A 16,115-nucleotide genomic window follows, 5' to 3' on the forward strand; every position below is an offset into this window, starting at 1 on the left:
GAGTGATTTAAGGAGGAGTTAAAAAATGAATAACTTAATGGTTTTTGAAAATCACAATGTAGAAGTATTTGAATGGGATGGACAAATTTTATTTAATACAAAACATGTAGCAGAGTGTTTGGATATAGCAGATGTTAATAGTAGTATAAGAGCTTTTAATGGTAAACAAGTTAAAAAACTTAAAAATTCAGATGTGCATGACATGCATATCCGAAAATTAAATAATGCTGGAGAAAACTTTTTAACAGAAAGCGGGGTGTACAAGCTAATATTTAAATCTAAAAAGAAAGAAGCTGAAAAGTTTCAAGATTGGGTTACTGATGAAGTGTTACCAACTATAAGAAATAATGGAGCTTATATGACAGAGAATACTTTAGAAAAGGCTCTTACAAGTCCAGATTTTCTTATACAATTAGCAACTAGCCTTAAAGAAGAGCAAGAAAAAAGAAGGTTACTTGAAGAAGAAAAGAAAGTTAATGCTCCAAAAGTAATATTTGCAGATGCAGTTAGTACAAGCAGTTCTTCAATTTTAGTAGGAGAACTTGCTAAGTTATTGAAACAAAATGGCGTTGATACAGGTCAGAATAAACTGTTCTCATGGCTCAGAAATAATGGCTATTTAATCAAAAGAAAGGGTACTGACTATAATATGCCAACACAAAGGGCAATGGATCAAGGATTATTTGAAATAAAAGAAACACCAATAGTACATTCTGATGGACATATTACAGTTAGTAAAACCACAAAGGTTACAGGAAAAGGACAGCAATATTTTATTAATAAGTTTATAAATAGTGTGTATTAAGGAGGAGATTTGTAGTGGAAAAGAAGAGAAGAGTTAAAAAGGATTTTAATGTAATAATAGTAGATCCAGAAAAAATTAGTGAAAGATTAACAAGAGTAATAAGTGACTATTTTAATAATACGGTAATAGAGCCAAAAAAATTAGAAGAAATATCATTAAAGAGGTGTGAGTAATGAAATCATTGTTAGATAGATTTAAAGAGATATATGAAGAAGGAACAGATTTACATGTAGTATGGAGCTATATAACTAAGACTGGGAATTTAACAGTAGGAATAGCTAATAAGGACGGTAAAGAGTTGTTCCAGCTTAATGTTAGAGAATATCCAAATGGAGAGGTTTATTGGTATTAAAAATTGAATAGGAGGATTATCATGTTACTTCAATACTTAACAGAACTAAAAGATAGCTTATCAAAAGACGATTTCTATTCATTTATGAGAGATGTAACAAACGATATTAAAGCAAATAGAATTGCTTTTAATAAAAGGACAAACCAAGAAGAGTTTAAAAATATATGTGAAATATTGAAAGTGGTTTTAGTAAGGTGTGAAAATTAAAAAATCACAATGTCTAAATAGTAATGAAATTAGGGAGGAGTATAAAACATGGGAAAACTTATACAAGAATTTCTTGAAAGGGAAAAGGCACTAGAACTAGCAAAAGAAGTTGAGAAAGTCAAAGCGGATATGACTAATCAATTAAATGTAAAAGCGGTTACAAGACTAGTAGAGGAACAATATAAAAAAGCTCAATCCCCAGCGACCAAACAAGGGAAAGAGCATAACAAAACATTCAATGACATTATACCACTAGGTACGGATATAGACAATAATCAAGTTTATATATTAGAAACTGGTGAAGTATTAAAGGATTTAATTTAGGAGGTAGTTATGAGTGTTTTAGAAGTATTAATTAACTCTATAAATGCACAAATAGAAGAGTTAAATAAAGCTGATCTTAAGATATATGACAGAGATAATGTAGATTGGCACATTACAAAAATTGAATATGATGGCATGGATAATAGATTGTATTTTGATACAAAGGAGGATAAGTAAATGGATAAACTTGAATGGCTTAAAGAAAGGCAATGTGGAATTGGTGGAAGTGATGTAGGTGCAATTTTAGGAGTGAATAAGTATAAAACTGCATTTGAAGTTTATTTAGAAAAAACAGAGCCTATAACAGAGGTTGGAGAGCAAAGTGAAAGTGCTTATTTTGGAGATGTATTTGAAGATGTAGTTGCAAAAGAATTTGAAAAGAGAACTGGTAAGAAAGTTAGAAGAGATAGAAAGCATTATAAACATAAAGAGTATCCTTTTATGGTAGCTAATATAGACAGAAGAGTAATAGGGGAAAATGCAATATTAGAGTGTAAAACAGCTAATCAATTCTTATCTAATGAATGGGAAGAAGATGAAATACCAGCAAGTTATTTATTACAAGTACAACATTATTTATTTGTTACAGGATCAGAATTAGGATATATAGCAGTATTAATAGGCGGACAAAAATTCATATGGAAAGAAGTACAAAAGGATGAAGAATTAATTCAAATGATTATTGAAGCAGAGAAGGACTTTTGGAAGATGATAAAACATAAAATTCCACCTGCATTAGATGGATCAAGTGCGGCAGAAAAATATCTTAAAGAAAAATATAAAGATGTTGAAGAAGGTAAATCAATAGAGCTAGGATTTGAATATAAAGAGAAGATCAAAACTTATTTAGAAATGAAGGAGCAATTAAAAAGTTTTGAAATAGAAGTAAAAGAACTAGAGAATCAAATTAAGTTTGAAATAGGGAAATCAGAGTATGCATATGCTCCTGGATATAGTTTGAGTTGGAAGAAGGTTTTATCTAATAGAGTTGATACTAAAAAACTTAAATCAGAATACCCAGATGTTTATGAAAAGGTAGTGAAAGAAAGTATAAGTAGAAAATTTAATATCAAGGAGGATAAATAATTGTGGCAACAGCAAGTAGTTTAAAAAATCAATTAGCAAAGAAGGAAGCAACAGGACAAGCAGCAATAGCAGGAAGTGTTAAAGGACTTATGGATAGTCCTGCAGTTAAGAAAAGATTTGAAGAGGTACTATGTGAAAGAGCACCACAGTATATGAGCTCAATAGTTAATCTAGTTAATTCAGATACTAATTTAAAGAAGTGTGAGCCTATGAGTGTAGTAGCTAGTTGTATGGTAGCTGCAACTATGGATTTACCAGTAGATAAAAATTTAGGATATGCATGGGTAGTGCCTTATGGGACTAAAGCACAATTTCAAATTGGATATAAGGGGTATATTCAATTAGCTTTAAGAACAGGGCAATATAAAGCAATTAATGTAGTAGAGATAAGAGAAGGTGAATTAATAAGCTGGAATCCATTAAGTGAGGAAGTAGAAATTGACTTTACTAAAAGGAAGTCAAACAAGGTTATAGGATATGCAGGGTATTTCAAATTATTAAATGGATTTGAAAAGACAGTCTATTGGAGCAAAGAAGAAGCTGAATCTCATGCTAAGAAATTCTCTAAAACATATAGCTTTAAAAATGGAGTATGGCAAACAGACTTTGATAGTATGGCTAAAAAGACAGTTCTAAGGAATCTATTATCTAAATGGGGTATTTTATCTATTGAAATGCAAAAGGCATACAGTGCGGATAATAATGCAATTAAAGATAGTATTTTAAAAGAAGATAATGTTGAAATAGATTTTGAAACTGGAGAAGTAATAGAAGATGTTGAGTACACGGATCCAGTACAAGAAAATTTTGTAGGTACATCTTTTGAAGAAATGACAGAATAGGAGAGTACTTATGGATAATCAAGGGTGGATTAAAGATTATAGAAAAGAAATAGATAGTGATATATGGGCAATGCCACCCTTGTATTTTAAAGTGTGGCAGTACCTTAAGTATATGGCTAACCATCAAGTAAATTCTATACCAATGTCTGATGGAAGTAAGGAAATAATAAATAGAGGGCAGCATTTAACAAGCTATAGATCTATAGCAAAAGGGGTATCTTATTATGAAAATCGAGTTTATAAAGAACCGAATGCAAAAACAATTAAGAAAATTTTAGAATGGCTTGAAAAAAATCATATGATTACTTTAGACCACGGAAGGGGTAACAAGCAATATACTAAGATAACATTAGTAAATTACAGTATTTATCAATCTAAAGATGATGAACTGGTAACAGAAAAGAAACAGCAAAGTAACAGTGAGGAAACAGCGGAGAAACAGCAAAGTAACACTAAGGAAACAGAAGGGAAACAGACCGTGGATATAAACAAGAATGATAAGAATGATATAAGAATGAATAATAATGAGAAAGAAGGAAAAGAAGAGTATGTTCCTGAACTTCCATCAATTTCATTTCCAACAGAAACACATAGAAAAATATTTAATGAAACATCAGATACGGCTTATAGAACATTTTTTATAGATACAGAAATTATAGAAACAGATAACATGATAACTATAAAAGCTAATAGTGATTTTAATAGGGGAGTTATTGAAGACAGATTTAAGGATAGATTATATTACAGCTTCTTAAAGAAAATAGAAGTTATATAGAGGGGATGAATAAGAATGGAAAAGCTGACTCCAGCACAATGGAAAGAAAGAACTATAAGAGATATTAAAAGAATGCAAGAGTTAAGAGAAAAAGGTATTAAAGATGCGGATAGCTTTTTAGCAGAGCACAGGATAAAAGAAAACAAAAGAGTGAGTAGTATAAGATTTAAATCTTATAGAGGAAAGTAATATGAAATTATTGAGAACTAAGTAAGAAAAAATGTTCTTTGAAAATAGAATAATACGGTATTAGAAAAATATGTTATAATTAACTCATAATTGTATTATTATATGAGTTATCAGCTTTTTTACTAACTGATAAGTAGAGTTTGTAAAGTTGAATTATTATTTACTATATAGGGAGATGAAAATATGGAGCAATACCGTTTCTATTATGATGAATCAGAACATAGCAGAAAAATCAATCTTAATACGGTAAACTCTAAGAATTATTACGATAATTTTATTGCTGTTATTGTTGGGTGGAAGAGTGAAAGTGAAAAATTGATTTTTGAGAAGTATTCTGATTTCGAAGAAAAGTACACTTATCGCAAATCCAAAGGAGAATTAAAAAGTCAGACACTTGATCAGAAGCAATTTGAGAATGGATTTGCATCCTTGAATAAAAGCAATATTTGCTTTCTTAGTGATTTTCTTTCGTTATTCGATAGCGATATTGAAGTCTACTTTGCAGTAGTAAGTAAGATCGAGTTTATTATTTCTCAGCTCTTTGATGGTTATAAGAATAGCTTTTTTTGTAATATGGATGCTATGAAGTATTCAATTGTAAAAGCAATTTTAATGTATCAACCAAAAGAAATAGTTGAGTGTATATTTGAAAATACAGGAGAACTTTTAGCAACTTTGAAAGCTTTTTTCGAAGAGAGAATTCAACTAAACAAAGCAAATTTATCGTTAAAACAAAACGAAACTAAAGCCTTTGAAGATATTTTAAAAGTTTTATATGATATTCACGATGTAAGAACTATCGAATGGGATTATGATATAGCTTTTTGGGGGTTTAAACAATACCTAACAGAGCGAGTAATTAATGATTTTACATTGGTAATAGATAAAGAAGGAAAAGAGGGAAAAGACAGCAATACGCTAAATGCGGCGAAACGTATAGGTTTTAGTAATGCCATAGAAGTAAATTCAAAATACTCAATAGGAGTACGTATTTCTGATATGTTGGCAGGTTTACTTTCCAAATTGCTTAAAGCATTACATAATTCATTACGATACAATTCTTCTGACGAACAACTTAAAAAGAAAATTCTAAGTAAGGAATGGTTTTTACTTAGCGAAGATCAATTAGAATTATATAAGAAGTTGCATACCATCGTCTGTAAATTAAATAAAGCTTGGTATAAAACCTTTTCAGGTAAGTACTCTGATGACTTAATAACGTTGATTGCGCTTTTAAATTATATGAATAATTTTGTGTCGGTAGCAGAGATAAAAAAACAGAATGTTGATATGCAGGGTGAGTATTTTAACTCATATGTGTGCGATTGCCTTGCAGATTACTTTTCCCGATTGAGAAATAAACTTCCACTTGATATAATACCATTAGATCAAAAGAATTATTTTTTTAATCAGAGAGGCGCAAAAGTGTTTTTTGATGCACGACAGCAACCATTATTAAAGTTCACAAATGGACGTTGCAAATGTAGTGTTCTTTCAATTGGATTTAGCAAAGAAGGTATTCCATTAGCTACCATTGCAGAACTTGAAGGGAATTACTGTTATAGGTTGCCTAATGATTTAAGCGAATGGGTAATATCATCAGTAGCATTGAAAAGTATGGGAATAAACCTATTTCCAGCAGAAGTTGTCTTTACAGAAGAAAATGGTAAGTTTTATGCTGATATTTTATAAAATATTTTAGTTTAGCGAATAAGTTAAATAACTAAATTTAAAATATTACTAAGATAGAATTAAATATTAAGTTAATTAAAATACCGTATTATTCAAGAAAAGAATATGCGGTATTTTTTATTGTTAAGGAGGAATTGAATGGATAAAGAATTATTTAGAAAGACAGAAGGAATGCTTTATGGATATTATAAAGATAAGAATAGATTAGAGTCAGTAAGAAGGGAAATAGAAACAGTAGGTAACTTAATAAATACTATAGCAAGAAATATAAAAACTTGTAATGTTAGTATAGATCCATATCAAGGAGGAGCAGGAGAAGGAGAAAGGGTACAAACATCTTCTAGTAATTCAAGCTATGTAGAAAAAGCGATTATAAAAGCTATAGATGATATGGAGAAAGAAAAGGCTCAAAGGACCATGAAATTATATAAGCTACAATGTGAAGAAAGAAACCTAATATATAAAATAGAAAAGGTAGAAGGAAACATAGGAATGCTTAAAGATGAATATAAGAAGTTCTTAGAATTAAAATACAATGTAATACCAGGAGAGAAAATAGGAATGAGAGAAATAGCATTAGAAATGAATATGAGTAAGAATAAGGTATATGACCTTAGAGAAGAATTAGTAAAGAATATAGCTGAATATAGATGGTGTTAAAACTCGGGACAAAATAGGGACAAAGTAGGGACACTTAGAAGGATATAAAGATGTATAATAATAGTATGGACATGGTAAAAGTCCTCCATAGTTTTTTATCCCCTATAAGAAAGCACTTAGCATAATAAATGTTAGGTGCTTTTTTGAAGGATTTTACAATTGTTTATAGAATTAATATATTTATATTAAAAGGGGGAGAGGACATGGAAAAGAGATATCAGATATTTATAAGTTCAACTTTTGCAGATTTAGAAGAAGAGAGAGAAGCTGTTATGAAAGCAATTCTTAGTGTTGATTGTTTTCCGGCAGGAATGGAATTATTTCCAGCATCTAATAAGTCTCAATTTGAATTTATAAAAGGTATAATAGATAAAAGTGATTACTATGTTCTAGTCATTGCTGGCAGGTACGGAACAGAGGATACAGATGGAATTGGATTTACAGAAAAAGAGTATGATTATGCCAGGGAGAGAGGAGTACCAGTATATACATTTATATATAAAAATATAGATAACATACCATTTGGAAAAACGGATAAAGATGATGCTAAATTTGAAAAATTAAAAAGATTTATACAAAAGGCTCAAGCGGATAGAATGTGTAATTATTGGGAAAATAAAGATCGATTAAGAAGTCTAGTTGAAACAAGTTTAAGAAAAGCTTTTGAAGATGAACCGAGGACTGGATGGATAAGAGGAGATATAACAATAACTGAGCATATACAAGACAATAACCCCAGGCAAATTAAAAAACCAGAGACAGTAAAAGATAAGGTGTTATTAGAAATATATAATGAGTACTGTAAAGATGTATCTGATATGAAAAACAATATAAGTGAAAATAAATTAAATTTGGATAAAGATGTATTTATTTCAGCACTAGAGAAGCTAAATAGTGAGAGTTTAATAAAAAATGTCAAATTTGTTAATGGTGGTGGAAAAGTATTAATGGTTTTTACAGATAACTTAAAAATTACAACTTATGGTATTAGTTATTTAGAAAAGAAATTTTATATTTAAGAAATTTCTTGTTGTGGATTAGTAATAAGATAAATTACTAGTCCTTTTATTATGCCTGCAGAAGCTAGCAGGAAAACAAATTAAAATATGAAAGTAGAAGTAGCCAATTCCGAGGTAATAATATTCTTAGTCACTACTTATTAGCTTTTAAATATTATAGAGGGATTTCCCTATATTTATAGAAATAGAAGTATTGGGGTGATTATATGTTAGAAAAAATAAGAAATATATTGCTATTATTAACTGCTTTGGGTGCAGTAGTAAGTATTTATGTAAAAGTGTTTAATGAACTTGCTATTGATGTAATAAGAAATAAGTATAGGAACATACCAGGAAAACAATCTATATTTAACACTATAATTAATTTTATTATATACTGTTTTTTTGGAATATATTTAATTGTTACTATAATATCAGCAGTAGATTTAATTAGAACTGGAGGGTGGAAATCAGTTTTAGATGTTCCTAAGGTAGAAGGTGGTTTTGAAGTGATAGCATTTTTAGTTGGGCTTTTAATTATTATAATATCAATTATTCCAGCTGTGGTTGCATCATTAAATATGATATCTATGAAAGATAATTTTAGAGATAAGTTGGAAAATAAATTAAATAGTAAAATAAAAAAAAGCGTTATAATTAAAATTATTATCAGTATGCTTATGTCAACTTTATTAACAATAGGGTGGATAATATTATCTTTTAATATTATAATCAGGGGAATAAATATAGTGAAAGACAACGGAGAATATATATTTGAAAATAACATTGTAAATAATGATATGAAATTCATAGTTATTTTTGGATTTTTAGCGTTAATAAGTATTACAAGTTTTATAGTATTAAATAGTTTAAGAGAAATATATAAGGCTGTTAATGAGGATGAATATTATATACTAAATACTAGTAATGGACAAATATATGCAAGATGCTACTTAGAATGTGAAGATTACTTCTTAATATTTGAGAATACCATGGAAAGATATATAAAGAAAAATGAAATAAAAGAGATAAGAAAGATAAAAATATTAAAAAGTAATGATATAAATTAAAAAGGTTCATTTTTTGAACCTTTTATTATTTTAAAGTTTTAATAGTTTTTAAATATATAAGAAAGGATGTGAGCTTATGGCTAAATCAAAATATGAATCTATTGTTAAAGATAAATTAATATTGATAGAAGCGTGGGCAAGAAATGGGCTCACAATTGAACAGATAGCTAAGAATTTAGGTATTAGCAAGGTAACACTCTATAAATATATGAATGAACATACTGAACTTTCTGAACACCTTAAAAAGGGGAAAGAAGTAGTTGATATAGAAGTAGAAAATGCTTTATTAAAAAGAGCGTTAGGCTATAAATATAATGAAGTAACAAAGGAACTATTTAAGGATAAAGAAACAGGAGAAGAAGAATTAAAAGTAACTAAGGTAGTAACTAAAGAGGTAGCTCCAGATACAACAGCTCAAATATTTTGGTTAAAGAATAGAAAACCAGAAGATTGGAGAGATAAAAAGGATATAGAACATAGCGGAAATTTAAATAATCCATATGAAGGATTAACTAAGGAACAGTTATTAAAAATAGCTAGTGAAGATGATGGATAAGAAATTAATAAAGTTAGGTGCTAAATGTGAACTTGCAAGACGTGAGTTCTTTTTTTATTGCAATTTAATGGCACCAGACTTCTATAAGAGTAATAGAAAATATCTAGTTGATCTATGCAAAGAGTTTCAAGAGTTCTATGAGGGCGAAGATGAAGTATTAATCATAAATGAACCTCCCAGACATGGGAAATCAAGAACAGCATCATTATTTGTTGAATGGGTACTAGGTAAAAATAAAAATGAGAAGATAATGACAGGATCATATAACGAAACATTATCTACTATGTTTTCTAAGAATGTTAGAAATGCAATACAAGAAGAAAAAGTAGATAAATATAAGCCAGTATTTAGTGATGTATTTCCTAATGTAAGAATAAAACATGGTGATGGAGCTATGAATTTATGGAGCTTAGAAGGTGGATATAATAACTATCTTGCTACTTCTCCTACCGGAACAGCTACAGGATTTGGAGCATCGCTATTAATGATAGATGATTTAATCAAGAGTTCATTAGAAGCTAATAATTCAGCTGTACTAGAAAAACATTGGGAATGGTTCACTAATACAATGCTATCACGTTTAGAAGAAGGTGGGAAAATAATTATCATTATGACAAGGTGGCATAGTGAAGATTTAGCAGGAAGGGTTCTTACATGGTGTAGGGAAAAAGGAAAAAGGTATAAGCATATTTCAATGAAAGCTATTGTAGATAAAGAAAAGCATAAAATGTTATGTTCAGAGGTATTGAGCTATGAAAGTGCTATGGATAAAAAATCAATAATGGGAGCAGATATATTTAGTGCTAACTATCAGCAAGAGCCAATCGATATGATAGGTAGGCTTTATAATAGATTTAAGACTTATGATAAAATACCAGCGGATTTTGATTATATTGGAGCTTATTGCGATACTGCTGATGAAGGTAGTGATAATTTATGCAATATTGTATATGGAGCTAAAAATAATGAGGCTTATGTAATAGATATTATTTATACTAAAGAATCAATGGAGGTTACAGAAGAAAAAGTTGCTAAGTCTTATTATGATAATGATGTTAATAAGGCACTTATAGAAAGTAATAATGGTGGTAAAGGGTTTGCAAGAGCTGTTAAAAGAATTCTTGAAGAAAAGTATAAATCTAATCTAACTAGAATTAAATGGTTCCATCAAAGCAAGAATAAACAGGCTAGAATATTAAGTAATTCAACGTGGATTATGGACCATGTATATTATCCTTCTAATTGGAAGGATAGATGGCAACAATATTATGATGATATGACAAGGTATCAACGTGAAGGGAAGAACGCACATGATGATGCTCCTGATTGTACTACAGGGGTAGCAGAACAATTCAATAAAAAAAGAGGAGCTAGATTTGAATAGAGGAGTTGATTTACTTGAAGATAGAAGTAGTTAAAAAATTAATTAAGGATTCTCTAACCCAGCATACCCAATTTGTTGTTAAAGCATTAGAGGGGAAAAGGTATTATAAAGGAAAAACAGATATATTATATAAATCAGAGAGTGAAGAAGAAACTAACAACCCACTTCGTAACGCTGATAATAGGATATCAACTAATTGGCATGGATTGTTAGTTAACCAAAAAGTAGCGTATATGCTTACATATCCACCTACATTTGATATAGGAAGTGATGGCGCTAATAAAAAGATACAAGTCACATTAGGAGATGAATTTCCTAAAATATGTAAGGATTTAGGCATTGAAGCAGCTAATACTGGAGTAGGGTGGCTCCATGTGTGGGAAGATGAAAATAACAATTTTCAATATGCAGCAGTTGATAGTGAACAAATTATTCCACTTTATTCAAAAGATTTGAAGAAAAGTCTTATTGCAGTGCTAAGGAAATATTCAGCAATAGATGATAGTGGAGATAGCTTTATAGTGTATGAGTATTGGACTGATAAGGAGTGTTATTCCTACAGACAATTAAGCGGAGATACAATAGATAATTTACAGGAGTATAATGTCTTCTTGGCTATAAATATAGATACAGGGGATGAAGAGAGTTGTAATGTTATCTCTCATAATTTTAATGAAGTTCCATTTATCCCTTTCTTTAATGATAACATCAAAGAAAATGATCTAGGAAAGATTAAAAAGTTTATAGATGTATATGATAAAGTGTTTAGTGGATTTATAAATGACATAGAAGATATACAAGAAATTATATTCATATTAACTAACTATGGAGGAACTAATTTAAAAACATTTCTTAAAGACTTAAAAAAATATAAAGTTGTGGATATGCAAAGTGATGGACATGATGAAAAAACAGGATTAGAAACACTTAATATTAATATCCCTATAGAGGCTAGAGAAAAGGTATTAGAAATTACTGAAAAGCAGATTTATAAACAAGGGCAAGGAGTTGATCCTAATCCAGAGTTTTTTGGAAATAGTAGTGGTGTTGCACTTGAATATTTATATTCCTTGTTAGAGCTAAAGTGTGGACTAGCTGAAACTGAGTTTAGATTGGGTTTTGCTAAGTTGATAAGATTACTTTGTAATTATTTAAATATAAAGGTTGATACTATTATTCAAACATGGACTAGAAATAAAATAAGAAATGATTCAGAATTAGCTGAGATAGCCCAAAAAAGTAATGGAATAATATCTAAAAAAACAGTAGTTAAAAATCATCCTTGGGTAGAAAATCCAGACCAAGAGATTACAGACATAGATGAAGAAAAAAAAGAAAGTCTGCCCTTTCAGGATAAGATACCCTTAGGTGGTGGAGCTAATGAAAAATAGCGAGTATTGGGAAACTAGAATAGCCAATAATACATGGGAGACATATAACAGCTTAGAAGAAAAAAATAGAGTCTTATTAGAGATGTATCAAGAAGCTAGCGCTAGTATATCAGATGAATTATATAGAGTAACTGAAAAGGTTAAAACAAGCACACCTACACTATCAGATATGCATAAGTATAATAGATTAACAGAACTCCAAAAGAATATAGAAAATGTTATAAGGGAGCTTGGAGAAAGTGTAGAAGCCTTTAGTAAGGAAAATATGTTAAAAGGATTTGAAGAAACGTACTCTAATATAATGATTAAACTTGGTAAGACTGATTTTGATAAAGTCCCTAAAGGAGTAATGGAGGAAATGTTAAGAAAGCCTTGGGTTGGAAGTCATTTTTCTGAAAGGCTGTGGAAGAATACTCAGATTTTAGCAACTAATTTAAATGATTTATTAACTAATGGAATTATACAAGGTAAAACTATTACAGAAATAGCAATACAACTCAATAATAGAATGAATGAAGGATTTAATATAGCTCATAGACTTATTAGAACTGAAACAATGCATTATCTTAATGAAAGTGCATTTAAGGGATATAAAGACGCAGGATGTGTAGAAGTAGAATTATGGGCGGCTACTGATGAAAGAACATGTAAAGTATGTGGAGCTAAACATGGGAAAAAATATAGAATTAAGAATAGACCAACCCTTCCATTACATGCGAATTGTAGGTGTACGTATTTACCAGTTATAGATAGTATGAAAGATAAAGAGGAGTTTGATAAACTTCAGAATATTAAACCACCATTGCATAAGAGACATAGACTTGAATCGATAGGGAAAAAATCTAAGGCGAAAGAAAAAAATACAATTATTTTACCGAGGGTAGATTATATTAAAGATATTGAAGATATTAAAGAAGGAATGTATAATAAAATAAATGATGCTTATGAAATAAATGGAAGAATATATGCATATCATGGTGATAGATTTTACCCAGTGAGTGGGGATGGGTTTGTTACATTAACTAGACACGAATATCAAATACTGACAATTATTAAAAGTGAAAGTAATAATCCTAAATTAGAATATATATTAAAAAATGTAAAAGCTACTAAAGAAGATGTTGAGAAGATTATGAATATTATTAAAGAAGTGAGGTAAAAAATGGTTGATGGATTAAATCTTTATTGTAAGAAGAAATTTAACGAAAATATAATTATAGAAACATTAGGATTTGAAAGAGATGAGATATTATTTATTGAGGATACTAATGGGTGGTTAAGAAAGAACAAAGAAAGCATAGTTGTGGAATATAAGGGATTATTTGATGATGAGGATGATGAGGATTATCCAGGATATCATTTTTATGAAGTAACCTTATTTAAAGATAATATTAAAAATAAGTTTAATAGCTTAAAAAAATTAGATATCATAGTTGATTTTGATTAAAAAGCACTTACTTAGATAAAGAGTAGGTGCTTTTTAATATGCTTAAAAGTTAAAGTAGTACATGCTTATGAAGTTAATCTTTAGGAGTGTGACGTTTATGAGGATCTACCTTTGTACCATCTTTTTTAGTGTAGCCTTGTACCTTTACAGTCATTGGGCCTTTTCTAGCAGGTTTTTCAGAACATTTACCTTTAGATGCCATGTAATCATCTCCTTTCAAATAAAAATAAAAACTAAATTACAAGCATGTACTGCAATTAAATTATAACATGAAAGAAGGAATATTATGAATATATTGGATAATATAAGAATAGGTTCAAGCGATTACTCAGTGATATTATCAAATGAAACATTAGTTATAGATAGACACGAATGCAAGGGAATGATAGATTATGAATTTCATAAAATAAAAATTAATAACGAGATTCAAGACAAACAGGGGCAAGAACAAACTCTTTTACACGAAGTAATACATGGAATAGTAAGAGAAAGAAATTTAGATTTACAGAATAGTGATGATGAAACTATTGTGGATGAAATAGCAATGGGATTACATCAAGTTATTAGGGATAATATAGAAATATTTAAGTCTTAGGAAACTAAGACTTTTTGTTTTGCCCTTTTTAAAGTTTTGCAGGGCATAAAGAACAAAGGCAGTTCTACATTACCTGGAGAGCAGGTATAAAAATCTATTAGAAATAAAGGAGAAATGTGAAATGGAATGGTTAAGAAAATTATTAGAAGGTGCTAAAAAGAAGGAGGATGGGAGTATTGATATTGACGATTTAATGAAACAAATTAATGTTGAATTTCCTAAAAATGCAGTACCAAAGGATAAGTATAATGATGTGAGTGAACAACTTAAAACTGCTAACACAACTATAACAGATTTAAAGAAAAATAATAGTGATAATGAGTCATTACAAAAAACAATTGAAGATCATGAAAATACTATTAAATCACTTAAAAATGAAAGCCTTAAAAAAGCGTTTGATATGGCGTTGGAGTTAGAACTTGTAAAAGCACAAGCCAAGAATACTAAAGCTTTAAAGGCTGTATTAGACTTAGAAAAAGTGAAGCAAAAAGAAGATGGTTCATTTGATGGATTAGATGAGCAATTAAAATCACTTAAAGAAAGTGATGGATATCTTTTTGAAACAGGAAGAGTTAAAAAAGTTTATAGACCAAAAGGTGGGGTAGCCGTAGAAGGAGATCTAAAAAATCTTATGAAGAATCCAAATTTTAATTTAACAGAATATCTAGAAAATCAAAATAAACAATAAGGAAGGATGATAGAAATGGCTAATAAGTTAACACAAATTTTAGATATAATTACTCCGGAGATATATAATGCATATATGCAACAATACACAGCTGAAAAATCAGCTTTTGTACAAAGTGGTATTGCGGTTGCGGACCCAAGAGTATCTAAGCAAATTTCAAACGGAGGTATATTAATAAATATGCCTTTCTGGAATGACTTATCAGGAGATGATGAAGTTCTAGATGATGGTGATACAGAATTAAGTACAGATAAGATTACATCAGGTAATGATATATCAATAGTTATGTACAGAGGAAAAGCTTGGAAGGTTAATGAACTTGCTGCAGTTATTAGTGGAGATGATCCATTAAAAGCATTATTAAATAGAATTGCAGCCTATTGGGAGAGAAGAGAACAGGCGGTTTTAATTTCAGTATTAAATGGATTATTTAGAGTTCAAACAATTGGAGAAACACAAGTTAAAGGCGCATTAGTAGATACTCATTTAAATGATATTTCTAGTGCTTCAGGAGCTGCAGCTAAAATAAATGGTAGTGCCATATTAGATACAAAGCAATTATTAGGAGATGCAGCAGACAGGGTTAAAGCACTAGCAATGCACTCAGCTGTATTTACTGCATTACAAAAACAACAATTAATAGAATATGTGCCAGAGGCAAATAATCCGAATATAAGAATACCTTATTATTTAGGTTATAGAATTGCGGCAGTGGATGATAGTATACCAGTGGAAGGAAGTGGAGCAAATGCTATATATACTACATTCCTATTTGCTAATGGGTCTATAGGAAGAAATGAAGGAAATCCAAAGGACTTAACTACTTATGAAACTGATAGAGAGAGCTTAAAGGGGAATGATGTAGTAATAACTAGAAGAGCAATTACTATGCATCCTTATGGAGTTAAATTTACAAGTGATCAGGTATCGGATATTACACCAAGCAATGTTGAATTATCAGATGTTAGAAATTGGACAAGAGTTTACGAGCAAAAAAATATCGGACTATTGGCATTAAAACATAAGATTTAAGGTGAATTTTTCACCTTTCTTT

Annotated in this window: 23 protein-coding genes; 22 read left to right on the forward strand and 1 reads right to left on the reverse strand. The window is 29.7% G+C overall.

The window, feature by feature from the left end; all coding sequences use genetic code 11:
* Positions 1-25 precede the first annotated feature (25 nt).
* The 19 genes from I2A75_RS08625 to I2A75_RS08715 all read left to right on the forward strand — a co-directional run bounded on the left by I2A75_RS08625 (position 26) and on the right by I2A75_RS08715 (position 13,778).
* Positions 26-805, forward strand: a complete 780-nt coding sequence (locus tag I2A75_RS08625) for a phage antirepressor KilAC domain-containing protein (RefSeq protein WP_195264067.1) — start codon at positions 26-28, stop codon at positions 803-805.
* Positions 806-819: 14 nt separating this feature from the next.
* Complete coding sequence (locus I2A75_RS08630; protein WP_195264068.1) at positions 820-978, forward strand: hypothetical protein; 159 nt, start codon at positions 820-822, stop codon at positions 976-978.
* The gene (locus tag I2A75_RS08635; protein ID WP_195264069.1) at positions 978-1,157 is read left to right on the forward strand and encodes a hypothetical protein; all 180 of its coding nucleotides are present in this window, start codon (positions 978-980) and stop codon (positions 1,155-1,157) included. The genes I2A75_RS08630 and I2A75_RS08635 overlap by 1 nt, the downstream gene beginning before the upstream one ends.
* A gap of 21 nt (positions 1,158-1,178) precedes the next feature.
* On the forward strand, positions 1,179-1,364 hold the full coding sequence (locus I2A75_RS08640) for a hypothetical protein (protein WP_195264070.1): 186 nt from the start codon (positions 1,179-1,181) through the stop codon (positions 1,362-1,364).
* 48 nt (positions 1,365-1,412) lie between these two features.
* Entirely contained in the window at positions 1,413-1,688 is a 276-nt protein-coding gene (locus tag I2A75_RS08645) for a hypothetical protein (RefSeq protein WP_195264071.1), read from the forward strand.
* Between the two features lie 9 nt (positions 1,689-1,697).
* A complete protein-coding gene (locus I2A75_RS08650) occupies positions 1,698-1,865 on the forward strand; it encodes a hypothetical protein (RefSeq protein WP_195264072.1) in 168 nt (55 codons plus the stop codon).
* The gene (locus I2A75_RS08655; protein WP_195264073.1) at positions 1,866-2,774 is read left to right on the forward strand and encodes a lambda-exonuclease family protein; all 909 of its coding nucleotides are present in this window, start codon (positions 1,866-1,868) and stop codon (positions 2,772-2,774) included. It begins immediately after the preceding gene.
* 2 nt (positions 2,775-2,776) lie between these two features.
* Positions 2,777-3,616 carry a recombinase RecT gene (locus tag I2A75_RS08660; protein WP_195264074.1) on the forward strand — a complete coding sequence of 280 codons (840 nt, stop codon included), beginning with the start codon at positions 2,777-2,779 and terminating at the stop codon, positions 3,614-3,616.
* A 10-nt stretch (positions 3,617-3,626) separates the two neighbouring features.
* A complete protein-coding gene (locus I2A75_RS08665) occupies positions 3,627-4,391 on the forward strand; it encodes a hypothetical protein (protein ID WP_195264075.1) in 765 nt (254 codons plus the stop codon).
* Positions 4,392-4,406: 15 nt separating this feature from the next.
* Positions 4,407-4,580: a hypothetical protein gene (locus I2A75_RS08670; protein WP_195264076.1), complete on the forward strand. Its 174-nt coding sequence runs from the start codon at positions 4,407-4,409 to the stop codon at positions 4,578-4,580.
* Positions 4,581-4,763: 183 nt separating this feature from the next.
* Positions 4,764-6,272, forward strand: a complete 1,509-nt coding sequence (locus I2A75_RS08675) for a hypothetical protein (RefSeq protein ID WP_195264077.1) — start codon at positions 4,764-4,766, stop codon at positions 6,270-6,272.
* A gap of 138 nt (positions 6,273-6,410) precedes the next feature.
* Positions 6,411-6,932, forward strand: coding sequence for a hypothetical protein (locus I2A75_RS17975; RefSeq protein ID WP_243242114.1), 522 nt, complete (start codon positions 6,411-6,413; stop codon positions 6,930-6,932).
* 203 nt (positions 6,933-7,135) lie between these two features.
* A complete protein-coding gene (locus tag I2A75_RS08685) occupies positions 7,136-7,951 on the forward strand; it encodes a YjcQ family protein (RefSeq protein ID WP_195264078.1) in 816 nt (271 codons plus the stop codon).
* Between the two features lie 206 nt (positions 7,952-8,157).
* Entirely contained in the window at positions 8,158-9,000 is an 843-nt protein-coding gene (locus tag I2A75_RS08690; protein WP_195264079.1) for a hypothetical protein, read from the forward strand.
* Between the two features lie 76 nt (positions 9,001-9,076).
* Positions 9,077-9,556 (forward strand): helix-turn-helix domain-containing protein, encoded by a 480-nt coding sequence (locus tag I2A75_RS08695; protein ID WP_195264080.1) that lies wholly within the window; start codon positions 9,077-9,079, stop codon positions 9,554-9,556.
* On the forward strand, positions 9,549-10,940 hold the full coding sequence (gene terL / locus I2A75_RS08700; RefSeq protein WP_195264114.1) for a phage terminase large subunit: 1,392 nt from the start codon (positions 9,549-9,551) through the stop codon (positions 10,938-10,940). Before I2A75_RS08695 ends, terL begins: the two co-directional genes overlap by 8 nt.
* Before the next feature lie 14 nt (positions 10,941-10,954).
* Positions 10,955-12,331, forward strand: coding sequence for a phage portal protein (locus I2A75_RS08705; RefSeq protein ID WP_195264081.1), 1,377 nt, complete (start codon positions 10,955-10,957; stop codon positions 12,329-12,331).
* Positions 12,321-13,490: a minor capsid protein gene (locus I2A75_RS08710; RefSeq protein WP_243242115.1), complete on the forward strand. Its 1,170-nt coding sequence runs from the start codon at positions 12,321-12,323 to the stop codon at positions 13,488-13,490. Before I2A75_RS08705 ends, I2A75_RS08710 begins: the two co-directional genes overlap by 11 nt.
* A gap of 3 nt (positions 13,491-13,493) precedes the next feature.
* Positions 13,494-13,778 carry a hypothetical protein gene (locus tag I2A75_RS08715; RefSeq protein WP_195264082.1) on the forward strand — a complete coding sequence of 95 codons (285 nt, stop codon included), beginning with the start codon at positions 13,494-13,496 and terminating at the stop codon, positions 13,776-13,778.
* Between the two features lie 73 nt (positions 13,779-13,851).
* Here the strand turns inward: I2A75_RS08715 and I2A75_RS18090 are convergent, their stop codons facing one another.
* Positions 13,852-13,980 carry a hypothetical protein gene (locus I2A75_RS18090; protein ID WP_279325034.1) on the reverse strand — a complete coding sequence of 43 codons (129 nt, stop codon included), beginning with the start codon at positions 13,978-13,980 and terminating at the stop codon, positions 13,852-13,854.
* Positions 13,981-14,064: 84 nt separating this feature from the next.
* Between I2A75_RS18090 and I2A75_RS08720 the strand changes: the two genes are divergently transcribed.
* The 3 genes from I2A75_RS08720 (at position 14,065) to I2A75_RS08730 (ending at position 16,093) form a co-directional block, all read left to right on the forward strand.
* On the forward strand, positions 14,065-14,373 hold the full coding sequence (locus I2A75_RS08720; RefSeq protein ID WP_195264083.1) for a hypothetical protein: 309 nt from the start codon (positions 14,065-14,067) through the stop codon (positions 14,371-14,373).
* A gap of 121 nt (positions 14,374-14,494) precedes the next feature.
* Positions 14,495-15,061, forward strand: a complete 567-nt coding sequence (locus I2A75_RS08725; RefSeq protein WP_195264084.1) for a phage scaffolding protein — start codon at positions 14,495-14,497, stop codon at positions 15,059-15,061.
* 15 nt (positions 15,062-15,076) lie between these two features.
* Positions 15,077-16,093 (forward strand): major capsid protein, encoded by a 1,017-nt coding sequence (locus I2A75_RS08730; RefSeq protein ID WP_195264085.1) that lies wholly within the window; start codon positions 15,077-15,079, stop codon positions 16,091-16,093.
* The last annotated feature ends 22 nt before the right edge of the window (positions 16,094-16,115 follow it).

Origin of the sequence: Clostridium sp. 1001275B_160808_H3, assembly GCF_015550425.1 — a bacterium.
In the GTDB taxonomy this organism is placed as follows: domain Bacteria; phylum Bacillota; class Clostridia; order Clostridiales; family Clostridiaceae; genus Clostridium.